General features: G+C 61.9%; 22 protein-coding genes. 15 read left to right on the forward strand and 7 right to left on the reverse strand.

The window, feature by feature from the left end; translation table 11 throughout:
* Positions 1 to 188 precede the first annotated feature (188 nt).
* The gene (gene ilvD, locus OWC48_RS06030) at positions 189 to 2,039 is read left to right on the forward strand and encodes a dihydroxy-acid dehydratase (RefSeq protein WP_282519139.1); all 1,851 of its coding nucleotides are present in this window, start codon (positions 189 to 191) and stop codon (positions 2,037 to 2,039) included.
* A 221-nt stretch (positions 2,040 to 2,260) separates the two neighbouring features.
* Positions 2,261 to 2,584 (forward strand): hypothetical protein, encoded by a 324-nt coding sequence (locus OWC48_RS06035; RefSeq protein WP_014495230.1) that lies wholly within the window; start codon positions 2,261 to 2,263, stop codon positions 2,582 to 2,584.
* A 351-nt stretch (positions 2,585 to 2,935) separates the two neighbouring features.
* Here the strand turns inward: OWC48_RS06035 and OWC48_RS06040 are convergent, their stop codons facing one another.
* Positions 2,936 to 3,457 (reverse strand): GNAT family N-acetyltransferase, encoded by a 522-nt coding sequence (locus tag OWC48_RS06040; RefSeq protein ID WP_282519140.1) that lies wholly within the window; start codon positions 3,455 to 3,457, stop codon positions 2,936 to 2,938.
* A gap of 172 nt (positions 3,458 to 3,629) precedes the next feature.
* Between OWC48_RS06040 and OWC48_RS06045 the strand changes: the two genes are divergently transcribed.
* From OWC48_RS06045 to fabI, 4 genes are read left to right on the forward strand one after another with little or no spacing between them, the layout of a single operon-like run.
* Entirely contained in the window at positions 3,630 to 5,852 is a 2,223-nt protein-coding gene (locus OWC48_RS06045) for a DUF3141 domain-containing protein (protein WP_282519580.1), read from the forward strand.
* A 29-nt stretch (positions 5,853 to 5,881) separates the two neighbouring features.
* Complete coding sequence (locus tag OWC48_RS06050) at positions 5,882 to 6,844, forward strand: phosphate acetyltransferase (RefSeq protein WP_282519141.1); 963 nt, start codon at positions 5,882 to 5,884, stop codon at positions 6,842 to 6,844.
* Positions 6,845 to 6,849: 5 nt separating this feature from the next.
* Positions 6,850 to 8,064: an acetate/propionate family kinase gene (locus tag OWC48_RS06055; RefSeq protein ID WP_282519142.1), complete on the forward strand. Its 1,215-nt coding sequence runs from the start codon at positions 6,850 to 6,852 to the stop codon at positions 8,062 to 8,064.
* On the forward strand, positions 8,061 to 8,849 hold the full coding sequence (fabI, locus tag OWC48_RS06060) for an enoyl-ACP reductase FabI (RefSeq protein ID WP_282519143.1): 789 nt from the start codon (positions 8,061 to 8,063) through the stop codon (positions 8,847 to 8,849). Before OWC48_RS06055 ends, fabI begins: the two co-directional genes overlap by 4 nt.
* Positions 8,850 to 8,855: 6 nt before the next feature.
* On the opposite strand, the gene OWC48_RS06065 is transcribed toward fabI, so the two are convergent.
* The 5 genes from OWC48_RS06065 to OWC48_RS06085 all read right to left on the reverse strand — a co-directional run bounded on the left by OWC48_RS06065 (position 8,856) and on the right by OWC48_RS06085 (position 12,243).
* The gene (locus OWC48_RS06065; RefSeq protein WP_282519144.1) at positions 8,856 to 9,314 is read right to left on the reverse strand and encodes a MaoC family dehydratase; all 459 of its coding nucleotides are present in this window, start codon (positions 9,312 to 9,314) and stop codon (positions 8,856 to 8,858) included.
* A gap of 13 nt (positions 9,315 to 9,327) precedes the next feature.
* A complete protein-coding gene (locus OWC48_RS06070) occupies positions 9,328 to 9,978 on the reverse strand; it encodes a 3-oxoacid CoA-transferase subunit B (RefSeq protein ID WP_282519145.1) in 651 nt (216 codons plus the stop codon).
* Between the two features lie 4 nt (positions 9,979 to 9,982).
* Positions 9,983 to 10,630, reverse strand: a complete 648-nt coding sequence (locus tag OWC48_RS06075) for a CoA transferase subunit A (protein ID WP_282519146.1) — start codon at positions 10,628 to 10,630, stop codon at positions 9,983 to 9,985.
* 93 nt (positions 10,631 to 10,723) lie between these two features.
* Positions 10,724 to 11,320: a hypothetical protein gene (locus OWC48_RS06080; RefSeq protein ID WP_282519147.1), complete on the reverse strand. Its 597-nt coding sequence runs from the start codon at positions 11,318 to 11,320 to the stop codon at positions 10,724 to 10,726.
* Complete coding sequence (locus tag OWC48_RS06085) at positions 11,317 to 12,243, reverse strand: alpha/beta fold hydrolase (RefSeq protein ID WP_282519148.1); 927 nt, start codon at positions 12,241 to 12,243, stop codon at positions 11,317 to 11,319. Before OWC48_RS06085 ends, OWC48_RS06080 begins: the two co-directional genes overlap by 4 nt.
* A 132-nt stretch (positions 12,244 to 12,375) precedes the next feature.
* Here OWC48_RS06085 and OWC48_RS06090 point away from each other — a divergent pair, with 132 nt between their 5' ends.
* The 9 genes from OWC48_RS06090 to OWC48_RS06130 all read left to right on the forward strand — a co-directional run bounded on the left by OWC48_RS06090 (position 12,376) and on the right by OWC48_RS06130 (position 19,890).
* Complete coding sequence (locus tag OWC48_RS06090; RefSeq protein ID WP_282519149.1) at positions 12,376 to 14,883, forward strand: alpha/beta hydrolase; 2,508 nt, start codon at positions 12,376 to 12,378, stop codon at positions 14,881 to 14,883.
* A 9-nt stretch (positions 14,884 to 14,892) separates the two neighbouring features.
* Positions 14,893 to 15,756 (forward strand): alpha/beta fold hydrolase, encoded by an 864-nt coding sequence (locus OWC48_RS06095; RefSeq protein ID WP_282519150.1) that lies wholly within the window; start codon positions 14,893 to 14,895, stop codon positions 15,754 to 15,756.
* A gap of 27 nt (positions 15,757 to 15,783) precedes the next feature.
* The gene (locus OWC48_RS06100; RefSeq protein ID WP_282519151.1) at positions 15,784 to 16,134 is read left to right on the forward strand and encodes a phasin; all 351 of its coding nucleotides are present in this window, start codon (positions 15,784 to 15,786) and stop codon (positions 16,132 to 16,134) included.
* A gap of 49 nt (positions 16,135 to 16,183) precedes the next feature.
* Entirely contained in the window at positions 16,184 to 16,360 is a 177-nt protein-coding gene (locus tag OWC48_RS06105) for a hypothetical protein (RefSeq protein ID WP_282519152.1), read from the forward strand.
* Positions 16,361 to 16,376: 16 nt separating this feature from the next.
* Positions 16,377 to 16,511, forward strand: coding sequence for a hypothetical protein (locus tag OWC48_RS06110; RefSeq protein WP_282519153.1), 135 nt, complete (start codon positions 16,377 to 16,379; stop codon positions 16,509 to 16,511).
* Between the two features lie 21 nt (positions 16,512 to 16,532).
* Entirely contained in the window at positions 16,533 to 17,222 is a 690-nt protein-coding gene (locus tag OWC48_RS06115; RefSeq protein WP_282519154.1) for a MarC family protein, read from the forward strand.
* A gap of 872 nt (positions 17,223 to 18,094) precedes the next feature.
* Positions 18,095 to 18,598, forward strand: a complete 504-nt coding sequence (locus OWC48_RS06120) for a hypothetical protein (protein ID WP_282519155.1) — start codon at positions 18,095 to 18,097, stop codon at positions 18,596 to 18,598.
* 8 nt (positions 18,599 to 18,606) lie between these two features.
* Positions 18,607 to 19,275 (forward strand): hypothetical protein, encoded by a 669-nt coding sequence (locus OWC48_RS06125; protein WP_212102533.1) that lies wholly within the window; start codon positions 18,607 to 18,609, stop codon positions 19,273 to 19,275.
* A gap of 90 nt (positions 19,276 to 19,365) precedes the next feature.
* The gene (locus OWC48_RS06130) at positions 19,366 to 19,890 is read left to right on the forward strand and encodes a class I SAM-dependent methyltransferase (RefSeq protein WP_368860655.1); all 525 of its coding nucleotides are present in this window, start codon (positions 19,366 to 19,368) and stop codon (positions 19,888 to 19,890) included.
* Between the two features lie 474 nt (positions 19,891 to 20,364).
* On the opposite strand, the gene OWC48_RS06135 is transcribed toward OWC48_RS06130, so the two are convergent.
* Positions 20,365 to 21,099 carry a hypothetical protein gene (locus OWC48_RS06135; protein WP_282519157.1) on the reverse strand — a complete coding sequence of 245 codons (735 nt, stop codon included), beginning with the start codon at positions 21,097 to 21,099 and terminating at the stop codon, positions 20,365 to 20,367.
* Between the last annotated feature and the right edge of the window lie 70 nt (positions 21,100 to 21,169).

The following is a 21,169-nucleotide window of genomic DNA, read 5'->3' on the forward strand; positions in this document are numbered from 1 at the left end:
CCTCCGGCGCTGGCGCGACCCTGCAATAACCCGCGCCGGGAGCAGGGGAGGCCTGCGCGGGGCCGATCCGGGCCGTTTCGGGGCAAGTTCCCGTTGCGCGCGCCCAGCCCGTGCGCTATCCGGCCGGAAAGGCCTGAGGCGGCTTCCATTTTTCCGCCCGGCTGACCCAACCGAGGACGGAAACCGCCATGCCAGCCTATCGCTCCCGCACCACCACCCACGGCCGCAACATGGCGGGCGCCCGCGGCCTCTGGCGCGCGACGGGCATGAAGGATGCCGATTTCGGCAAGCCGATCATCGCGGTCGTCAACTCCTTCACCCAGTTCGTGCCCGGCCACGTCCACCTCAAGGACCTCGGCCAGCTCGTCGCCCGCGAGATCGAGCAGGCCGGCGGCGTCGCCAAGGAATTCAACACCATCGCGGTCGATGACGGCATCGCCATGGGCCATGACGGCATGCTCTACAGCCTGCCGTCGCGCGAGCTGATCGCCGACAGCGTCGAGTACATGGCCAACGCCCATTGCGCCGACGGTCTCGTCTGCATCTCCAATTGCGACAAGATCACGCCCGGGATGCTGATGGCCGCGCTGCGGCTCAACATCCCCGCCGTGTTCGTCTCGGGCGGACCGATGGAGGCCGGCAAGGTCAAGCTCCAGGGCAAGACCAAGGCCATCGACCTCATCGACGCCATGGTGGCCGCGGCCGACTCCAAGGTCAGCGACGAAGACGTCAAGGTGATCGAGCGCTCGGCGTGCCCGACCTGCGGCTCCTGCTCGGGCATGTTTACCGCGAACTCGATGAACTGCCTCACCGAGGCGCTCGGCCTCGCGCTGCCCGGCAACGGCACCGTGGTCGCCACCCATGCCGACCGCAAGCGCCTGTTCGTCGAGGCCGGCCACACCATCGTCGATCTCGTCCGCCGCTATTACGAGCAGGACGATGCCTCCGTGCTGCCGCGCAACGTCGCCAACTTCAAGGCGTTCGAGAACGCGATGACGCTGGACATCGCCATGGGCGGCTCGACCAACACCGTGCTGCATCTGCTGGCGGCGGCCCATGAAGGGCAGGTCGAGTTCACCATGCAGGACATTGACCGGCTGTCGCGCCGCGTGCCCGTGCTCTGCAAGGTCGCGCCGTCGGTCGCCGACGTCCATGTCGAGGACGTGCATCGCGCCGGCGGCATCATGGGCATTCTGGGTGAGCTCGATCGCGCCGGCCTGATCGACACCTCGGTGTCGACCGTGCATGCGCCGACCATGAACGACGCGCTGGAGCGCTGGGACATCAAGCGCTCCAAGAGCGAGTCTGTCCGCACGTTCTTCCGCGCTTCGCCCGGCGGCATTCCGACCCAGGTCGCCTTCAGCCAGGAGCGCCGTTACGACGAGCTCGATAGCGATCGCGAGAAGGGTGTGGTCCGCAGCCTCGAGCATGCCTTCAGCAAGGATGGCGGTCTCGCCGTGCTCTACGGCAACCTCGCGCAGGACGGCTGCATCGTGAAGACCGCCGGCGTCGATGCCTCGATCCTGAAGTTCTCCGGCCCCGCGCGCGTGTTCGAGAGCCAGGACGCCGCAGTGGAAGGCATCCTGGGCGGCAAGGTCGTCGCCGGCGAGATCGTGGTCATCATCTACGAAGGTCCGCGCGGCGGCCCCGGCATGCAGGAGATGCTGTATCCGACGAGCTATCTGAAATCGATGGGCCTCGGCAAAGCCTGCGCGCTCGTCACTGACGGCCGCTTCTCCGGCGGCTCGTCTGGCCTGTCGATCGGCCATTTGTCGCCGGAAGCGGCCGAAGGCGGCAACATCGGGCTCGTGCGAACCGGCGACCGCATCGCCATCGACATCCCGAACCGCAGCATCACGCTGGAGGTCTCCGACGAGGAGCTCGCCAAGCGTCGTGCCGCGGAAGAGGCGAAGGGCGACGCCGCCTGGCAGGCGACGGGCCGCAAGCGCAACGTCTCGACCGCGTTGCAAGCTTACGCTGCGCTCACCACCAGCGCCGCGCGCGGCGCGGTGCGTGAGGTGAAGCGTCGCTCGAAGTAAGCGCGGCACCGTCCGCGCCTCGCGCGCATGGTCAACAAGCTCTGAACGGCCGGCGAAAGCCGGCCGTTCGCATTAAGGATGCTCGACGAAGTTCGGCAGCTCGGCATGTTGCAGCGTATATTGCTCGCGACCTTCGCAAATCCATTTTGGGCAACTGGGGCTCCACCACAATGTCTCGTACTCTCGCTGTCGTTTTCTCAACGGTCGTCGCCGCGATTTCCATGACGAGCGCGGCCTCCGCCGGCTGCTACAATTGCTACGCGCCGCCGCCGTGCCAGACCTGCTACCAGCAGCAATACGTGCAGCCGCAATACCGCACCGTCGACGAGACCGTGATGGTTTCTCCCGGCGCGACCGTCGCGCACCGCACGCCGGCGCAGTACCGCACCGTGATGGTGCCGCAGACCGTGATGGTTGCGCCGCCGAGCGTCCAGTACGAACGCATCCCGCCGCAATACGCCACGCGCCAGCGCGTCGAGATGGTTTCGCCCGGGTATTCCTATTACGCGCCAGTGCAGATGGGCTGCGCGTCCTGCGGCTACTGAGCCAACGCAGCTACAAAGAGTCTCGCGCGGCGCTCCCTTTGGGGGCGCCGTTTTCTTTTGTGGCAGCAAACGAGGCCCGGAAATGGAGGCGAATCCAACCGGGCCTCGCAACCAGCGACGCCCTGGGAGGTGTCGCCAGTGTCCGGGATTGCTGAGAAGGCTGCGTGTGTCGGCAGCCGACATGTTGCGAAGCTAGAGGAACAGGCTGACGCTCGCCTGACAGATCGCGTGCGGCGGAAAATTCAGGCCTGGGCTGAGGGCGAGCGCCTGCAGGTGCCTGTACCAACGGACGGTGGCGCGACGCGCCGCCGCCATTTCTCTCGATGCTGGAGCTCTCGTGCCGGCCGCGTATTAGGTCAGATTCAATGCCATGTGAACTACACCGGGTTCGCGGATCGTTGTGGGCTTGAAGCCGAACTTGTTGAAGACGCGGAGCATCGCTGCGTTCTCCGGTAGTACTTCGGCGATCAGCTCCGTCAATCCGGCCTCACGGGCGATAGCGATCAGATGGCGCGTGAGCAGCCCGCCAACGCCACGTCCCTGCCAGGCATCGATCACGACGAAAGCCGTCTCGGCCCGTCCAGGCTCGAACATGATATAGCGGCCACCGCCGATGATCGTGCTGCGGCCTTCGTCTTTCGTACACGCGACGAGCGCCACATGGTTCCTAAAATCGGGTTCCATGAAGAAAGCGCGCTCCCGTTCGGAAAAGTGGCGTTTCGGCACAAAGAACCGGCGTTGGAGCGATTGAGCGCTTGTCTCCTCGAGCGCGGCGAGCATGTCGGACTCGTCCTCGGGACGAAGCGCCCGGATATCGACCAATCGTCCGTCGCGTAGTCTCTCCTGGCGGCTATAATTTGCGGCATCCGGCACTTAAGTTCTCCCGCGGCCCGATTGCGGCGCGCCCCAGCGGGGCAGTTGGTCGATCCCGATTGACGCGAACACCGTTGCTAACCGTTGACCTAAATCAACGTCAGCCACCGCCGACCATTTTGAATGACCTCGCGCGATGACGAGGTCGAACATGGCGATCAAAGACTTGAACATGGCGATCAAAGACTTAAAGCTGCCTGATGGCCCGATGTCGGGGCTGGTCGCCTCGGCCGTGGAATACATGGTCGATGCGGGACAGCGCAGCGTCCTGTTCCTCGACATCATGCGCCAGCGCGGCGACCAGTATCGCGAGCACGTCGCCCAGACCGCTCCGCATGTCCTGCAATATGCCGCTGAATTAATCACGGACGGCCGGAAGCTGGACGAGCCCGTCAACTACGCGCTGGTGCGCATCATTCCGCCGAAGGATGTTGAGATCGACATGAGCCGGCGTCCGTTCGTCGTGGTCGATCCGCGCGCCGGCCATGGACCCGGCATCGGCGGCTTCAAGGCCGATAGCGAGATCGGCGTCGCCATGAAGGCGGGGCATCCCTGCTACTTCATCGGCTTCCTTCCGGAGCCGATGCCCGGGCAGACCATCGAACGCATTGCGCGCGCGGAAGCCATCTTTATCGAGACAGTCATCAGCCGTCATCCGGACGCCGACGGAAAGCCCTGCGTGATCGGCAATTGTCAGGCCGGTTGGGCCGTCATGATCCTGGCGTCGCTGCGGCCGGAATTATTCGGGCCGCTGATCATCGCCGGTGCGCCGCTGGCCTACTGGGCAGGCGTGCATGGCAAATACCCAATGCGTTATTCCGGCGGTCTGCTGGGCGGAAGCTGGCTCACGGCGCTCACGAGCGATCTCGGCGCCGGCAAGTTCGACGGCGCCTGGCTGGTGCAGAATTTCGAGAACCAGAACCCGTCGAATACGCTCTGGACCAAGCAGTACAACGTCTACTCCAAGGTCGATAGCGAGGCGGAACGCTATCTCGATTTCGAGCGCTGGTGGGGCGGACACGTCAATCTCAATGCCGAGGAAATCCAGTTCATCGTCGACGAGCTCTTCATCGGCAACAATCTCGCAGCCGGCAAGATCGAGATGTCCGACGGCGGCAAGGTCGACTTGCGCAACATTCGCTCGCCGATCGTGGTGTTCTGCTCCAAGGGCGACAATGTCACCCCGCCGCAGCAGGCGTTGGACTGGATCCTCGACTGCTACGCCGACGTCGACGAGATCAGAGCCTATGGCCAGACCATTGTCTATACCGTTCACGAGAGTATCGGTCATCTCGGCATCTTCGTATCCGGGGGTGTGGCGAAGAAGGAGCATGCTGAGTTCTCCAGCAACATCGACCTGATCGACGTGCTGCCGCCAGGACTCTACGAGGCCACGTTCGAGGCCCGTGGCAACGAAACGCTCAATGCGGATCTTGCGGCAGGCCAGTGGGTGATGCGGTGCGAGGCCCGCACGCTGGATGATATCCGCGCGATGGGCGGAAATTCGCCCGAGGACGAGCGGCGCTTTGCTGCGGCCAAGCGTGTCTCGGAGCTCAATCTCGCTGCTTATCGGAAATTCATGCGGCCGTGGGTGAAGGGCATGGTGACGCCCCAACTCGCGGAATGGGCCCGCAACATGCATCCGCTGCGGCTGCAATACGAGGCGTTCAGCAGCCAGAACCCTTGGATGTCCACGGTCAAGTCGGCGGCCGATCGTGTCGAGACGAACCGCAAGCCGGTTTCAAAGGACAATCCATTCCTGGCATTTCAGGAACAGATGTCGAAGCAGATCGTCCACGCGCTGGATAGCTGGCGCGACACGCAGGAGGCGGTGAGCGAGATCGTCTTCCTCAACCTCTACGGCTCGCCGTTGCTCCAGGCCGCGGTCGGCGTCGACCCCAATTCGGTGCCCTCGCGCCGCCGGGAGATGTCGCCGGAGCATCGCGCCATGCTCGCGGCGCGGATCGCCGAGCTTAAATCGCACATCGGTGAGGGCGGGCTCCGCGAAGCGGCCCTCCGCGCGCTGCTCTATGTTGGCTCCGCACGCGGCATGGTGGATGAGCGCAGCATCGAGGCGTTGCGGCAGGTTCGGCGTGACCATACCGGCGCCCGCATGACGCTGTCGGAATTCAAGAAGCTGGTGCGTGAGCAGTTCTTCATACTGCTTCTTGATCGCGAAGGTGCTCTCGCCGCGATCCCGAAATTGTTGCCCGACGACACCAACCAGCGGCGTGCGGCCTTCTCGGCGATGTGCGAGGTGCTGTCGGCGAGTGCGGACATCACCGGCGAGCGGGCCAATCGCCTGAAGCGCGTCGCCGCGCTTTTTGGTCTGGACGGAGAGGGGGAGTTGACATCGAACGTCGCCCCATTCGATCCCAAGGCACGGGCGTCGTAACGCGGATTGGCAGGATCGGGAGTGACATCATGTCGGCCGACACGACGCAAACCCAGCCCGGTAGCAAGTACGACCGCTTAATCGCGGCGGCGAAGGGTGCGCCGCCAACGCCGACCATCGTGGTGCATCCTTGCGACGAGACCTCGCTGCGCGGCGCCGTCGATAGCGCAAGCGCTGGCATTATCCGGCCAGTGCTCGTCGGGCCCGAGCGGAAGATCAGGGATACTGCCGCCCGGTGCGATCTCGATGTGTCCGGTTTCGAGATCGTTGATGCCGCGCACAGCGACGAATCTGCGGCCAAGGGCGTCGAGCTCATCCATGCCGCCAAAGGCGAGCTGTTGATGAAGGGCAGTCTGCACACCGACGAATTGATGCGCGCCGTCACGGCCAAGACCGGTGGCTTACGCACCGACCGACGTATCAGCCATGTCTTCGTGATGGATGTGCCTGCCTATGCAGAGACCATCTTCGTGACGGATGCGGCGATCAACATCTTCCCCGATCTCGACGCCAAACGCGACATCATTCAGAACGCGATCGACCTCTACAACCAGGCAGGGTTCGGCAAGAAGCCGCGGGTGGCGATTCTGTCTGCCGTCGAGACCGTGACCTCGAAAATCCCCTCGACCATCGAAGCCGCGGCCCTATGCAAGATGGCCGATCGCGGCCAGATCACCGGCGGCATCCTCGACGGCCCGCTGGCTTTCGACAATGCCATCGATCTGGAAGCTGCGCGGATCAAGGGCATCACATCCGAGGTCGCCGGCCGCGCCCAGATCCTAATGGTTCCGGACCTCGAGTCCGGCAACATGCTCGCCAAGAACCTCGCCTATTTCGCCAAGGCCGATGGCGCCGGCATCGTGCTCGGTGCGCGCGTGCCCGTCGTGCTGACCTCGCGCGCGGATTCGCCACGTTCGCGGATGGCGTCCTGTGCGGTCGCCGCGCTCTATGCTCATGCCCGGCGCCAGAAGGCGCCGACGGTTGCCGCGTGATCGCCATGGATACGATCCTCGTCGTCAATGCCGGCTCGTCCAGTGTGAAGTTTCAGGTCTATGCGATCGAAGGCGACGGTGCGCTTCGTCGTCAGATCAAGGGACAGATGGACGGTATCGGCAGCCGACCGCGTCTGCGGGCAAGTGGCCCGAGCGGCGATCCGATGGCCGATCGGGCCTATCCGATCGAGGCTGTGCCTGATGTTCCGGCGGCGATGGCCGTTGCCGGCGACTGGCTGCGGGACGAACTTCGCGTCACCCCGATCGCGGTCGGTCACCGGGTCGTGCATGGTGGGCCGGACTATTCGCGGCCGGTACTGATCGACCACGGCGTCGTGTCCCGTCTCGAACGATTTGTGACCCTGGCGCCGTTGCACCAGCCCCACAATCTGGCGCCGATCCGTTCGCTGCTGGCGAACTTCCCGACGCTGCCACAGGTTGCCTGCTTCGACACCGCATTTCACCGCACGCATGATGCCGTTGCCGACCACTATGCTATTCCGCATCAACTTCATGCCGAGGGTGTCAGGCGCTATGGCTTTCATGGGCTGTCCTACGAATATATCGCCCGGACGCTGCCGCGCCTGGCGCCCGATATCGCGAAGCGGCGGGTGATCGTTGCCCATCTCGGCAGCGGCGCGTCGATGTGCGCGCTCAAGGACGGGCGCAGCGTCGAGAGCACCATGGGTTTCACAGCGCTCGATGGTCTGCCGATGGGAACGCGTCCAGGGCAGATTGATCCCGGGGTCGTGATCTACCTTATCTCCGAGAAAGGGATGTCGGCCTCAAATGTGCAGAACTTCCTTTATCGCGACTGCGGATTGAAGGGGCTCTCCGGCGTCAGCAATGACATGCGCGAGTTGGAGGCAAGCGCCGACCCCAAGGCGAAGCTCGCGGTCGACTATTTCGTCTACCGGATCGGTCTCAGCGCCGGCATGCTCGCGGCCGCCTTGCAGGGCCTCGACGCCTTCGTCTTCACGGCCGGGATCGGCGAGAATTCGGCGAACATTCGCGCGCGCGTGGTCGAGCAGCTCGGATGGCTCGGCGGCACGCTCGATCCCGTCGAGAACGCGCGCAATTCCAGGCTGATCTCGCGTTCCGACAGCCGCATCCCCGTCTACGTCGTGCCAACCGACGAAGAACTGATGATCGCACAGCATACGCTGTCGCTGTTGATGAACGGACAATCGACTAATCCAAGGCAAGAGAGGGTGTCATGATCCCCGTGTTCCCGGATGCAAAGGTTGCCCTGAAGGGCAAGAAGGGCCTCGTCGTCGGCATCGCGAACGACCAGTCCATCGCCTGGGGGTGCGCGAGGGCATTTCGTGCGCTTGGGGCCGATCTGGCCGTCACCTACCTCAACGATCGCGCCAAGAAACACGTCGAGCCGCTCGCGCAGGCGCTGGAAGCGCCGATCTTCATGCCGCTGGACGTGATGACGGAGGGGCAGACCGAGGCGGTGTTCGAGCGGATTACGAAGGAATGGGGACAGCTCGATTTCCTGCTGCATTCGATCGCCTTCTCGCCGAAGGAGGCGCTCCATGGCCGCGTGGTAGACGTCGGCCGCGATGGCTTCCTCAAGACGATGGACGTCTCTTGCTGGTCATTCCTGCGCATGGCGCATCTCGCCGAGCCGCTGATGAAGAACGGCGGCACGATGTTCACCATGACCTATTATGGAAGCCAGATGGTGGTGGAGAACTACAATATCATGGGCGTGGCGAAAGCGGCGCTTGAAGCGGCCGTCCGCTACGCGGCCGCCGAACTTGGCCCAAGGGGGATCCGCGTGCACGCGATCTCGCCCGGCCCGCTCGCCACGCGCGCGGCGTCGGGTATCCCGGAGTTCGACGAGCTCATGGACAAGGCGCAGTCAAAAGCGCCGGCGCGCAGCCTGGTCAGCATCGACGACGTCGGCAATGCCACCGCGTTCCTGGCGCTCGATGGCGCCAAGCTGATCACCGGGGGCGTTCTCTATATCGATGGCGGGTATCACATCATCGACTGAGCGCACTCAGCGATAGTGCAGGGCGATCAGCTCGGCGACGCAAGCGGGCTTCTTGCCGCCCTCGATCTCGATCACGAGATGATAGTTGACGCGCAAGCCGTCTGGCGGCACGTCCTCGGTCTCAGCGACCGTGACCCTACCGCGGAGCTTTGAGCCCGCCGGCACCGGCGCCAGATACCGGATGCGATCCGCGCCATAATTCAGCGTGTTGCGCAGCCCTTTCAAGCCCATCACCGATCGAATGAACAGTGGAGCAAGCGAGAGCGACAGCAGGCCGTGAGCGATGGTGGTGCCGCCGGGCGCTTCCTTCCTGGCGCGGTCCTGGTCGACATGGATCCATTGCTCGTCACAGGTTGCTTCGGCGAATTTATTGATCCGATCCTGGGTCACTTCGATCCAGTCGCTCGCGCCGATCTCGGTGCCGACCGCGGATTTGATCTCGTTGAAGTCACTGAATATCCACATGGTCGTGACCTCGTCAGATCGCCATTTCAGGGATGTTGTCAGGAACGTCCAATTCGGCCTCTGTCACCGCCATAACCTCGCCAACGCTGACACCTGGAGCGGTCTCGAGCAGCGTCGCCTTGCCGTCCGCAAAACCGATAACCGCCATGTCGGTCACGACCAGATGTACCGGGCGCGCCGAGGTCAGAGGCAAGTTGCATGTCTTGACGATCTTCGACTTGCCCTTCGCGGCATGTTGCATGGCGACGATGACCCGTTTGGCGCCGCTGACGAGGTCCATCGCTCCGCCCATGCCGGGGACCATCTTGCCCGGGATCATCCAGTTGGCGAGAAGCCCATGCGCATCGACCTGGAGGCCGCCGAGCACGGTGACGTCGACATGGCCGCCGCGGATCAGTCCGAACGACATCGCGCTGTCGAAGGTCGCCGCCCCCGGCAGCGCGCTGATAGGGCGGCCGCCGGCGTCTGTCAGTGTCGGATGCGCCAGGCCTTGTTCGGGAATCGGCCCGGTGCCGATCAGTCCGTTCTCCGACTGAAAGAAGACTTTCAAATCGGCCGGAACGTAATTCGCGACCAAGGTTGGAATGCCGATGCCGAGATTGACGAGGTTTCCGCTCTTCAACTCCCTGGCGACGCGTCGGGCGATGATGATCTGCGGGTCCATGATCTCACCCGTTGGTAATGAGGTAATCGACGAGCGGCGCCGGGGTCACGACGTGATCGGGCGCGATGACACCAACGGGCACGATGTTCTCTGCAGTGACGATGACCGTGTCGGCGGCCATCGCCATGACCGGGTTGAAGTTGCGGGAGGTCAGTGCGTAAGCGAGATTGCCGAAATAGTCGGCGAGAAACGCGTGAACCAGCGCGTACTGCGCCCGCAATGCCGTCTCCAGCAGGAACGGCTTGCCATCCACCTCGATCTGACGCTTGCCCTCGGCAACCAGCGTTCCGACGCCCGTCGGCGTCAGCACGCCGCCGAGGCCGCATCCGCCTGCGCGGATGCGTTCGACGAAGGTGCCTTGCGGCACGAGATCGACGGCGATCTGGTTCGCGAGCATCTGCTGCTGCGCTTTCGGATTGAGGCCGATATGCGTTGCCGTCAGCCTTGAGACCAGCGTTGCGTCGAACAGCTTGCCGACGCCTTTGCCGGGGGTGGCTGCGTCATTGCAGATCAGAGACAGGCCGGTCTTGTTCTGCCGCACGAGTTCGTCAAGCAGGCGCTCCGGGGATCCGACGCCCATGAAGCCGCCGACCATGACGCTCGCACCGGCCGGGATCATCGCAACGGCTTCTTCGACGGAAACGGCCTTCATGGGCGGAACTCCGGTCGGCAGGCGCAGGTGAATACTGGATCGATGTTGGGGGCGGGCAGACTCTCGGCTTTGATCTGCGTCAAGGTTGCCGGGTCATTCGCGCAGGCCAACGCCGACGCCTGCAAGGGTCTCGTGCCAGAGCCTGCGTACCTCGGCGTGCCGCCGTTCGAGCGTCGCGCTGATGGCATCCCGGAAAGGTAAGAGGTCCGGGCCCTTCAGGAACAGGATCTGCGCCTGCAACAGCCGGCCGCTTTCGAACTCGATGCGGCGCAGCGCCATCACGAAGGGATCGTTCGCGTTCGCTTCCGTCGGCAGCAGGGCCGCCGGCCGGATCCCGGCATGAACTGCATGCGCGAGCGTCGCGAGGTGAATGGTCTGCGCGCGGGCGTGATCCGCGATGCCTTCGATCGGGGCGGGGAGCCAGGCCATCTCCCAGGATGCCGCCATGGGGCCCAGCGCGAGGTCCGGGACCCAGGCGGTCGCGCGCACGAGAAGCGAGACGATCTCGCTCTCGCGATAGAACTGCGCGTTCAATTCGGTCTGCCAGGCGGCATCGAATCTCGCGGGCAGGGCGACCGCGAATTGCCGTGCCAGCGCACCATGCGCAGAAACCAGGAACGCGGCGACCCGCGTCTGCTGGCGCGGCGGCACGCGCCCGTCGGCTTGCAGCGGTCCGAAGAACGCGCTCATGTTGCTGGCCTCTGCACCGGGATCGCGCGCAGATGGTCATAGCCGGCGGGAAACGGCGAAAAGTCTCCGCCAGCATCTTCCGGCGCGATCAGGACCTGCTTGTTGCCCTGCCAGCGGCCAGCCAACACGTCCTCGGCGAAGCGCGCCAGCAGGTCGGCTGTTAATGCAGCCTTTTCGAGCGTGAAGGCGTGATAGGCCCTCGGGATGATGACGAGCGCACTGTCGGGAATTTCCACACGCAACGTCTCGTGCAGCGCCCGCGGCGTGAGGAAGTCGAACTCGCCGTTCAGGATCATGGTCGGGACGGATATCGAGGAGAGCTGCGGCGTCAGCGGCTTGAAGTCGAGGAAGGACTCCATCAGGTTCTGAAGGGCGTAGACGTCGTTGACCAGCCAACCCTGCCGCTTGACGCTGTCGAGTTTGTCCAGCAGCGGCTTCAGCCACTGGTCGGACAAGTTCATCGGCAGCAACAGATCCTGGAGATAGCCGGTGCCACCCAGAATGAGGCCGGTGCGCAAGGCGTTGCCGATCAATAGCAGTTGTGGCGAAAGCTCGGAAAAGCAGCTCATCGGCACAAGGCCCGACAGCCGCGCGCCATGCTCGATGGCATAGCGCAGCGCGATCAAGCCACCGAAACTGATGCCACTGAGGAAGACCGGACCGTCTCCAAGTTCGCCGATCAGGCGATGCAGCACCGCGATGTGGTCGTCCTGATCGATGAACAGCGCGGGCTTATCGGAGACGCCCTGGCCGAGCAGGTCGAACGTAGCGACCCGGAACCGACGTGCGATCAGCGTGTCGCGATACGTGCCCCAAAGCTCGGAATACTGCGTGAGACCGTTGACGAGCACATAGGCAGGCGCATTCGCCGGTCCGTCGAGCTCATAGCGGATACGATATGAGCCATGACTGAGGAAAGGCATTGCGGGGACCGGCCAGCGTGACGATGACTACGATCCTCAACGCAGGCCTGAGGATTCCATTGAGCTAAATCAAACCTCAGGAGGAGGTCCAGCCTAGCGTTCGCGCAAAATACCGCCAGGAGGGAGTTCGTCATGAACGGGAGAAGCGCACTCAAGCGTTGCTTCGTCAGCCTGATCCTGTTGCTGGTCGGCACCGCGCTCGCGGTCGCCCAGCCGTTCACGCGACGCTCGTCGCAGATGCAGCATGACGGGCTCAAAAAGACCTATGAGATCGCGAACTTCCGGCTTGGCGGCAAGTACGACCTGGCCAATCCCTCCAAATGGGAGAATGGCGGCGAGGGCGGCGTGACGCTGGAATCGCTCGGGGCAGGCAAGCTGCGTACCGGATACATCGCGGTCGGCAACGCGCGGCGCAATGCCGTCGGTGAGATCACCAACGCGGTCGTGATCAATTCCTATTATTCCGGCGATTCCACCGATATGTACGAACAGTGGGTCAAGGGCGCGGCCCTGTCGGGCGGCGTCCCGATCATCGGCCCCGGACGGCCGATCGACACCGACCGCTACTACGTCATCATGGTCGACCCGCTGGGCACGTGGGGCGCAAGCAAACCGTCCGACGGCCTCGGCATCAAGTTTCCGCAGTACAGCTACTACGACATGGTGCAGGCGAACTACCGCCTGCTGCGCGACGAGTTGAAGGTGGCGCGCGTCGCGCTTGTCACGGGCGTCTCCATGGGCGGCACCCAGACCTACGTGTGGGGGGTCATGCATCCCGAATATATCGGCGCCCTGATGCCGATCGGCGGCACCACGCAGTCGGACGGTGAAGACCCCGTCGGCAACTGGACCTTCCAGATGATGACGGCCGCGATCGAGGGCGATCCGGTTTGGCAGGCGACCAAGGGTGACTACTACAATCTGCCCAAGGAGAAGCACCCTATGCCGGGTGTGGCGTTCGGCTGGTCGATCCTGGGCATGACGGGCTACGACTTCGGCTTCCGCACGACCCAGAACTGGGCCGCGGTCCAGCCCGAGATATTCTACTGGGATCCGCCGAACGAGAAGGCCGGTCTGAGCGTCACCAACCGTGCCAAGCTCTATGACGCAGTCGACCTCGTCTGGCGCAACCGGGTCGGCGAGACCCATAACGTCAATCCCTATCTCGGCCGCATCCAGGCGCGCACACTGGTGATGCACATCACCAACGATCTCTGGCTGAACTTCAAGCTGGCCCAGAAGGCCGTCGATCGCGTGCCAGGCGCGGACCTGATCGCGCAAGAGAGCCCGGTCGCCCATTACGGCGTGTTCCCGATCATCAACCAGCGAAAGAACGATCCGAAGTTCGTCGCTTTCATGGATGACGTCGCGGCTCTCGATCGCGCGGGGATGTTCGTCGACAAGAATTATCGCGTACCGGGCGTCGCCGAAAACATCGATCCGGGAAAGTCCTTCTGGAAGGACTTCGTGACCTATCCCTATCCGGTCAAATACGCCAACACCAAGGACAAGATCGGCAACACCTGGCAGATTGGTTACATGGATGAGTATGCCGGCACCGACAAGGATCCCAAGGTCCTCGTCATCATCCACGGCAAGGGCGCATTCGGCGGGCACTACGGCAACATCATGCAATATGCGCTGCGGAGCGGCTTGCGTGTGATCGTGCCGGACTTGCCGAACTACGGCATGTCCGGGCCCGGTAATCTCGATAGGAGCCCGGCGCGCACCATGCAGGATATGCGCGAGGTCATCTACGACCTCGTCGTAAATCAGCTTGGCGTCAAGAAAGCCTATTATCTCGGCCACTCGCTGGGCGGTCAGTTCGTCACGGGGTATGCCCTGACCTGGCCGGATGCGGTGCAGGGCCTTGCGCTCGAAGCACCATCCGGACTCGAGGAATACCCGCGCGACATTACGATCGCGAAAGACAAGAAGGCACCTCTGTTCCAACCGGGACTCGGTCGCGACTTCGACAAGTGGAAGCAGATCTGGGACCAGACCGGCATCCTGGCGGCGGAGAAGGCCCGCGACGAGCAGAGCATTCGTGACTTCTTCTACTTCAGGAAGCGCGACCCCGACACCGGCGTGGTGTCGGCGGCGAAGAGCGGCTACTTCTTCAGCGACAGCGAATATGCGCGCTTCCATACCGAGCAGCGGGTCGGGCTTACCAAGGGCAACCCCAAGGAGCTCGAACAGTGGTGCAACGTCTTCATCTTCGACATCTACACGATCGGGGCCGAGCTCCAGCAGGATGATCCGAAGAACCTTTACGAGCGGGTCGCCCAGATCAAGGCGCCGATCTTCCTCGCTTTCGGTGACAAGGAGCCGTTCATCCCGACGCCCGCTTTCAACGGGCTGACCGATCTCGGACGCGACGTCATCACGCCGTTCATGACGCGCATGACCAATGCGGGCAACCGGCCGATGCTGAAAATCTATCCGGAGACCGGGCACTTCATCCATACCGATAATCCGGTGGAATATTCAGCAGACGTCGTCGACTTCGTGACCAAGGGACGGGTCGACACCTCGTCGCCGCTCGGCACCGATCGCATGATCAAGGGCGCAGTGGCATCGGCGATTCCGGTGGCTCCGACGCCGCCCGGCGCAGCCCCCACGGCAGGATTGAACAAATAGGATGGTCTGATGCCGCGGGTGCAGGCCGGTGAGATACAGCTCGGCTGGCGGGAGTGGGGGCAGGGCGACGTCACCGTCGTCTTCATCCATGGCAATCTCGCCAGCAAGGACTGGATCGAGCTGGCTGCGCCCTTGTTTCCAACGGGCCTGCGCGTCATCGCCATTGACTGGCGCGGCTGCGGGGACAGCGACCGGCCGAAAGCTGCCGCCGATTATTCGAACTACTCGATGCAGCAGCATGCCGAGGACATGCTGGCAGCACTCGATATGCTCGACATCGGCTATTGCCATCTCGCGACGCATTCGACTGGCGGCATCATCGCCGCCCGCATGCTCTTGATGCAGCCGCAGCGTTTCGGGCGCGTGTTCGCACTCGATCCGGTGACGCCGCTCGGCATGGCTTTCAATGCCGACCAGATCGGCCTGTTTCGGGCGATGATGGCGAGCAAGGACCTGACACGAACGATCATGGCGACCGCGGCGTCCTCGCTATTCGTGCCCGAGAGCATGGCGCCGAACGCCGTGCCTCGATTTCGAGAGGGATTGAAGGACATCCAGGCGTTGTTCGACCGCATCATCGAGCAGACCTTTGGCGTCTCCGAGGGCATCTGGATCGGAACGCCGGTCAACCTGACGAAGGAAAGAGAGAGCAGAGAGCTCGAGCGCCGCATGCCGGAGCTGAAGCATCCGCATCTGGTGCTATGGGGCGAATGGGACGGCTGGATTCAGCCAGCCGATCTTCGCGCCATGGCCGATGCGATGCCGGATTGCCGTCTCGTGATCGTGCCTCGCATCGGACACTCGATGAATCTCGAAGTACCGGCGCTCTACGCCGGCTATTTCGGCGCCTGGTTCGGCGGAATTACCGTGTAACCGCTAACGCCTGAAGGGAGAAACGTCATGCCAGAGATCAATCTATCCGCAGAGAACGTCCGTGCGGCGCTGACCGAGGCACTTGGCCGCCTGCGCAAGGCCAACGCCGACTATTTCGAGATGCTGGAGAAGGGGATCAGTTCGTCGCCACTGCCGATCGCGAACCATGCGAAGGAGTTTTGCAGTTTCATGCAGCGCAATGTCACAGCGACCCTGGACCTCAGCGACAAGCTGATCCACGCCAAGGACGCACAGGACGCGCTCAAGCTTCAAGCCGATTTCTTCCAGGACCAGATGCGGGCCCTGACCGACCAGACCAAGACCATGGGTGAGGCGGCGATGAAGGCGGCTGGCGGCATGTTCGGTCCGAAGAGCTGAGACAGCAACCACGGTACTGACGGGCGCGGTAGCGTCAGAAAGGTCTGGTATGGCCGAGACCAACAAGCTTTCTGTCGAAAAGGCACTCCAGAAGTTGCTTCGCGACGAACCCTTGGAAACGGCGAGCGAGCAACGAGACGAAAAAGCCGAGGCGCTCAGGGACGAGATCAAGCGCATGCGCGCGCAGCGATCGCGTCTTGAGCGATCACCCGGCAAGGGCAAGTGAGATCCGGTTTCATCGGATGATGCCTCGGTTCTTCGTCGGCATGCCGGTTCGTGTCGTCAACAGCTGGTCGGTGGCCGAGCTGTTCGAGGTTCTGCGCAACGCGTTCGACCATCTGGCCGATTTCAAAGCGCCCGGCTTCACATGGCCGTAAGCCGAAGAGAGCGCGCGCAGCATGCGTGATATCGCCACATCGGGGCTCGTTGCCGATTTCCTGTTCGGCTTCGGCGCGCTGTTCGCGATCATCAATCCCTACGGACTGGCCTTCATCTTCCTCGACAAGACGAGAGGTCTTTCTGAAGACGAGCGCGCGAGCCTTGCGCTGCGGGTTGCCGGATATGCCTTCGTGGTCCTCTTGGTGTCGCTGTTTCTGGGCAGCCAGATCCTCAACTTCTTCGGCGTGACAATCCCGGCGCTCCGGATTGCCGGTGGCCTCGTGGTCGCAGCGACAGGCTGGTCCATGCTCCACGCGCCCTCGGGCTCGGCCGGACCTCACGAGGTCTCGGCCCCCGATCATACGACCATGAAGCGCATGGCCTTCTTTCCTCTTACAATTCCGCTGACGACCGGGCCGGGAACGATCGCGACAGCCATCGCGATCGGGATCAGCCGGACCAGCAGCCTCGATGCGATGTTCCAGTCATCGATCGTTTCGCTCCTGGTGGCGTTCGCCGTGACTGCAGCAATCTACCACGCCTACCGGAAATCGAGCGCAATGGCGCGCCTGTTCGGCGAGGAGGGCACCAGCGTGGTGACGAAGCTGTCAGCATTCCTGCTGCTCTGCATCGGCGTGCAGATCATCCTCACCGGCGCATCCGAGGTCGCGCGGTCCATATTGGACAGCGCTCCGCGCGCCATTCAATAGGTGCTCTCGAGATGGCAAGAATACCGGCGAATTGCGAAGTCCAGTTCTCTGGCGCAAGTCATTGATTTTGCGGGGGACTTCGAAGAACTGCGAACAGAGGACAGCGATATAACATATTGGCGGAAGGGGTGTCCGGTCAACCTTGCTGCGATTACTTGCATATTCTGTCTGCGTCGCGAGCAATCTACGGTCCTAACCACGGCTAGTTTAGCGGCCTCTCGACCGTAGTTTTCGGCCAGCTCCACGTAGCTCGCCGCGCTCGAGGGGCAGGCTGCTTTCGCCCATCAGGGCGCGGCGGACGCTCCACTCGAAGACGCGACCGGCTCGCGAATAGCTCGATCGGCTCGAGTGCGCTGCGGATAGCGGAAGCACTCACGGAGTTCGCGCCAATACAGTCACCGTCGCCAATCCGATTTTCTTGCTTATCCGCTGTCAGTGCTTCGGCGGCGATAACGAGGGACGCGGCAACGCCCCGGGCATTCCTCGTGCGTCGGCCGCATTGCAAAACAGATTCGAAGAGCGGATTGTCTCCCGACATGCTAGCGGACGATGGCGCTAAACGACCCACTGACACGAGGAGGCGGTCAACGCGCTTGATCCGATTGCTAATGATGAGGCTTCGCCTAGGCGTCTCGGGGGCTACGACCGGATCTTCGGACCACGGCGGCTCACTTCGCTGCGGGGAGGGGCGACGTGGACCGGCGATCAATCAGGAGCTTTCTGAGCCGTCAGGTAGCGGGCGGAGTTCCTTGCGGTATTTCGCAATCGATCATCGAACGGGTGTTGCAAGCGTTCTTATCTGGGATTGTCTTGCGTCCACATTCTAGCCGGCGTAGAATTAAAAATAGCTTAGGCTAACAGGGGGTTCGCCCATGGTTAGTGACACTCCAAGCGCCGCGCCAATCAAAGAAAACGCACTGATAAGCAAGCTCCTCGCCAACGGCGGCGCTACGGCGACAGTGCTTTGGGGCTACATCGGCCCATCGTCGCGAGAAGGTTTTGTTACAGTCCACCCAAGCCTTCGCGACCTTTCGGTGACCATTGAGATTGCGGAGGGCGATATCATCTATGTCGCCGACATACCGGAATCGATTTTTCCATTCGATGCCAAGGCTGTGTGGATCAGGAGCGAGGCATCAATCTCGCACCGTCTACAGGAGACCGCCGAGTCGGTAAGAAGCCACAGGGTTGAGGGAAGCGCCGGTGCGTTCAGCGGCGCCGACGCAAGGGCTGGGATGGTGGACGTAACCAAGGGGCGCTTGCAGATGCGGGTGGCTGACTGGCGACAGGCTGCGGAGGACTGTAAAAGCCCGTGCTCCTCCACCTGCTACACCCCATGCGGCGTCTGCAAATCGATATGCAAGGTAAAGGTGTAGAACGAGACATGTCGAACGCGCCGATCGATCAAGGTTCGCTTCCCGTCTTCTCCTACGAGGCGCCATTCTTGATCGAAAAGCTTCTAAAGGATCACGTTGCAGAAACGACCGAAGAGGCAGACGCGCTGTTTCGCGAAGTCAAAAGATATATTGTTCTGACTCGGTCGGATCGCACGAAAATATGGTCGATGCACTCGCTTCGCATCGACGAAGCGTGGCATCAATTCATCCTCTTCACAACGGAGTACGGAGACTTTTGCCAACGCTATTTCGGCAGCTATGTCCACCATTGCCCAAGCAACGCACCAAAGTCTGCAGAGGAGAAAACTATCGAAACCGCGTCGTGGTCCATGTTTCGCGAACGCTATATCCAACTTTTCGGATCGCCTCCACCTGATCTTTGGAACGACGCAAACGGCATCAGACCGACCCAACGTGTGATGAACGACGATGCTGGGGAGCTGGTCACACGCGACGCCGATGGGATGATAAATTTGCTGAGTCAGGCAGGCGACGTGCTTATCAGCGTTAACGAAATTGCTCGACCCGCTCTAAACTTCGCGGCTCAGACCTCCGCGTTTTACGTACGAGAACTACCCGGAAACCTTGATGATGACGAGAAGGTGGCCCTTGTAGCGGCATTAATGCGGTGCAACGTCCTGCGCGTAGCATGGTGAAGCGTGTCGATCCGCGATCAATTGCAATCGTATGCTTCGCTCCGTTTGAACCGGAAGCCGAACCCACTTGTAGTCGACGCTCTTAAGTCGATGCCCTTCCGGTGTGGCCGTGCGCTCGATATCGGCGCCGGCGCCCTTAGCGACACGCGCCACCTGTTGCAGGCTGGAATGACTGTCGACGCCGTTGACACGGATCCGCTGACGGCGAAACTCGCTGCAAGACTTGGTCATCCATGCCTCAACGCCATGCACGAGGATGTGCGGCGTATAGCAATACCGCCCGCTGCCTACGCTCTCATCGTCGCAATTCATGTGCTTCCGTTCTTGCCCCGCGTCGAGTGTTCCGCGATTATTTCGGCCATCATCAATGGCCTTGCCGATGACGGTATCTTGTGCGGCACGCTCTTTGGAGTGCGCGACGGTTGGGCCGGCAATAGAGCGCTCATGACATTCGTCTCCAAGTCTGAGGCTGCCTCTTACTTCACTCATTTGCTGCCGATCGTGTTCTCAGAGGCCGAATACGATGGCATCGATGCACACGATAGACCAAAGCATTGGCACGTATTTCGTTTCATCCTGCGGAAGCCATCTTGCCCGGCGCCAACACAAGCGTGATAGCAAGTTGCAGAACGTTCTCTCTGTTCATTGCCGAAGAATCCCGGGGTCCTAGCCCGAACAAGCCCGAAGCAACGAAACCCGTCCGGTTCGCCGGCGGGGTTTTCATTTTGGCGGACGCCAGAACGATAGCGGAACGGTTTGCTACCGCTTTTGCTACCCAACTACTCGGAACTGCCCGTGACAAGAGGCGACGACGAGTATAGTCATCGCCGGTTTGTGCATTTTTTCCAGCACTTAGCTGGACGCGGTGGGACTAGGAGATATGCCCGCCAGAGAACTGCAAAACCGTGTCCACGGAGACCGCAAACTTGATCACGCATCTCACTGATCGTTTCTACTTTCGTAGCTTTTGACCGTAGATTTCAAGGTCAGGATCAAAAAGGCAAGCGCTATCAGAGCAATATGGAGGAGGGAGTATCCGCCATGGCCTTAGATCGCGGCCCGGGTTTGTCTGCACTCGGTTGCCACGATCTAGCTCGGTCGCTTCGCGAAGGTTTTTGCCCGATTTCTGCTGTTGTGCTCGATCCGATGTTCTGCCGAGCAGAATCTTGCGTCTGCTCGCAGTCCGCCACGGCCTCCCGCAGCAAACAAACTTCCGCAACGAGCTAGCCTACAAGTTCTGAAAGAGCTTCCACCAGCCAATTGAGCCAGCTGGACCAACAGTCCTGAAATCAGACTTGCGGGTGAAATTATCGGGTGGATACGGCGCTTGGAGTCTAAGCTAAAGTTGAATGACACATCGCTACCGTACTGGGAGAGAAGATCTTCGACGTCGTCAGATAGGGAGCGCGACAGTTTTTCGGAGGTCGAGGCCAGGACTTTTTTGAACAGTTTGGCCAACGCGACCAATTCATCGACGCTCTCACCCTCCAGGTACTGGACGGTATATTCCGGATCAAGCCGAGTTTTTGTGGGGTCACGATCCAAGAGGATGCGACGGATACTCCTTATTGGGCGCTTCACTTGCCCCTGACGGGAATAGCCGCGGTGGGACAGATACCCATACCGCCCAGCAAAGTCACGGAGCCTCTCTCCTGAATGAGCATTGGCGAAGTCGAGCAGGGCCACGTGTTCGATTTCGAATGGATTATAGCGAATCGGAGGCCCACCCCTACCAATGATCCATTTACCTCGCTTGGGAACGTCAACGAGCTCGTAGCCCGCTGAATCTCGGCACCATTCAAGTTCAATTTTGAGAGCGGCCATGGCTGCATCGGCTATGTAATGGATACGAAGTTTACCCGTTACTAAACGGCTGCGAAAGGGCTAAGTCGGG

The organism is Bradyrhizobium sp. Arg816 (assembly GCF_029989365.1).
GTDB lineage: Bacteria > Pseudomonadota > Alphaproteobacteria > Rhizobiales > Xanthobacteraceae > Bradyrhizobium.

What these genes read in the sequence shown, in the direction of transcription:
- OWC48_RS06130 (WP_368860655.1), top strand. Translation starts at nt 19,366, where the DNA reads ATGCCCTTCCGGTGTGGCCGTGCGCTCGATATCGGCGCCGGCGCCCTT.
- OWC48_RS06115 (WP_282519154.1), top strand. Translation starts at nt 16,533, where the DNA reads ATGCGTGATATCGCCACATCGGGGCTCGTTGCCGATTTCCTGTTCGGC.
- OWC48_RS06105 (WP_282519152.1), top strand. Translation starts at nt 16,184, where the DNA reads ATGGCCGAGACCAACAAGCTTTCTGTCGAAAAGGCACTCCAGAAGTTG.
- OWC48_RS06120 (WP_282519155.1), top strand. Translation starts at nt 18,095, where the DNA reads ATGGTTAGTGACACTCCAAGCGCCGCGCCAATCAAAGAAAACGCACTG.
- OWC48_RS06075 (WP_282519146.1), bottom strand. Translation starts at nt 10,630, where the DNA reads ATGAAGGCCGTTTCCGTCGAAGAAGCCGTTGCGATGATCCCGGCCGGT.
- OWC48_RS06080 (WP_282519147.1), bottom strand. Translation starts at nt 11,320, where the DNA reads ATGAGCGCGTTCTTCGGACCGCTGCAAGCCGACGGGCGCGTGCCGCCG.
- OWC48_RS06095 (WP_282519150.1), top strand. Translation starts at nt 14,893, where the DNA reads ATGCCGCGGGTGCAGGCCGGTGAGATACAGCTCGGCTGGCGGGAGTGG.
- OWC48_RS06050 (WP_282519141.1), top strand. Translation starts at nt 5,882, where the DNA reads ATGTCGGCCGACACGACGCAAACCCAGCCCGGTAGCAAGTACGACCGC.
- OWC48_RS06045 (WP_282519580.1), top strand. Translation starts at nt 3,630, where the DNA reads ATGGCGATCAAAGACTTAAAGCTGCCTGATGGCCCGATGTCGGGGCTG.
- OWC48_RS06135 (WP_282519157.1), bottom strand. Translation starts at nt 21,099, where the DNA reads ATGGCCGCTCTCAAAATTGAACTTGAATGGTGCCGAGATTCAGCGGGC.
- OWC48_RS06035 (WP_014495230.1), top strand. Translation starts at nt 2,261, where the DNA reads ATGACGAGCGCGGCCTCCGCCGGCTGCTACAATTGCTACGCGCCGCCG.
- OWC48_RS06065 (WP_282519144.1), bottom strand. Translation starts at nt 9,314, where the DNA reads ATGTGGATATTCAGTGACTTCAACGAGATCAAATCCGCGGTCGGCACC.
- ilvD (WP_282519139.1), top strand. Translation starts at nt 189, where the DNA reads ATGCCAGCCTATCGCTCCCGCACCACCACCCACGGCCGCAACATGGCG.
- fabI (WP_282519143.1), top strand. Translation starts at nt 8,061, where the DNA reads ATGATCCCCGTGTTCCCGGATGCAAAGGTTGCCCTGAAGGGCAAGAAG.
- OWC48_RS06125 (WP_212102533.1), top strand. Translation starts at nt 18,607, where the DNA reads ATGTCGAACGCGCCGATCGATCAAGGTTCGCTTCCCGTCTTCTCCTAC.
- OWC48_RS06085 (WP_282519148.1), bottom strand. Translation starts at nt 12,243, where the DNA reads ATGCCTTTCCTCAGTCATGGCTCATATCGTATCCGCTATGAGCTCGAC.
- OWC48_RS06055 (WP_282519142.1), top strand. Translation starts at nt 6,850, where the DNA reads ATGGATACGATCCTCGTCGTCAATGCCGGCTCGTCCAGTGTGAAGTTT.
- OWC48_RS06100 (WP_282519151.1), top strand. Translation starts at nt 15,784, where the DNA reads ATGCCAGAGATCAATCTATCCGCAGAGAACGTCCGTGCGGCGCTGACC.
- OWC48_RS06090 (WP_282519149.1), top strand. Translation starts at nt 12,376, where the DNA reads ATGAACGGGAGAAGCGCACTCAAGCGTTGCTTCGTCAGCCTGATCCTG.
- OWC48_RS06110 (WP_282519153.1), top strand. Translation starts at nt 16,377, where the DNA reads ATGATGCCTCGGTTCTTCGTCGGCATGCCGGTTCGTGTCGTCAACAGC.
- OWC48_RS06070 (WP_282519145.1), bottom strand. Translation starts at nt 9,978, where the DNA reads ATGGACCCGCAGATCATCATCGCCCGACGCGTCGCCAGGGAGTTGAAG.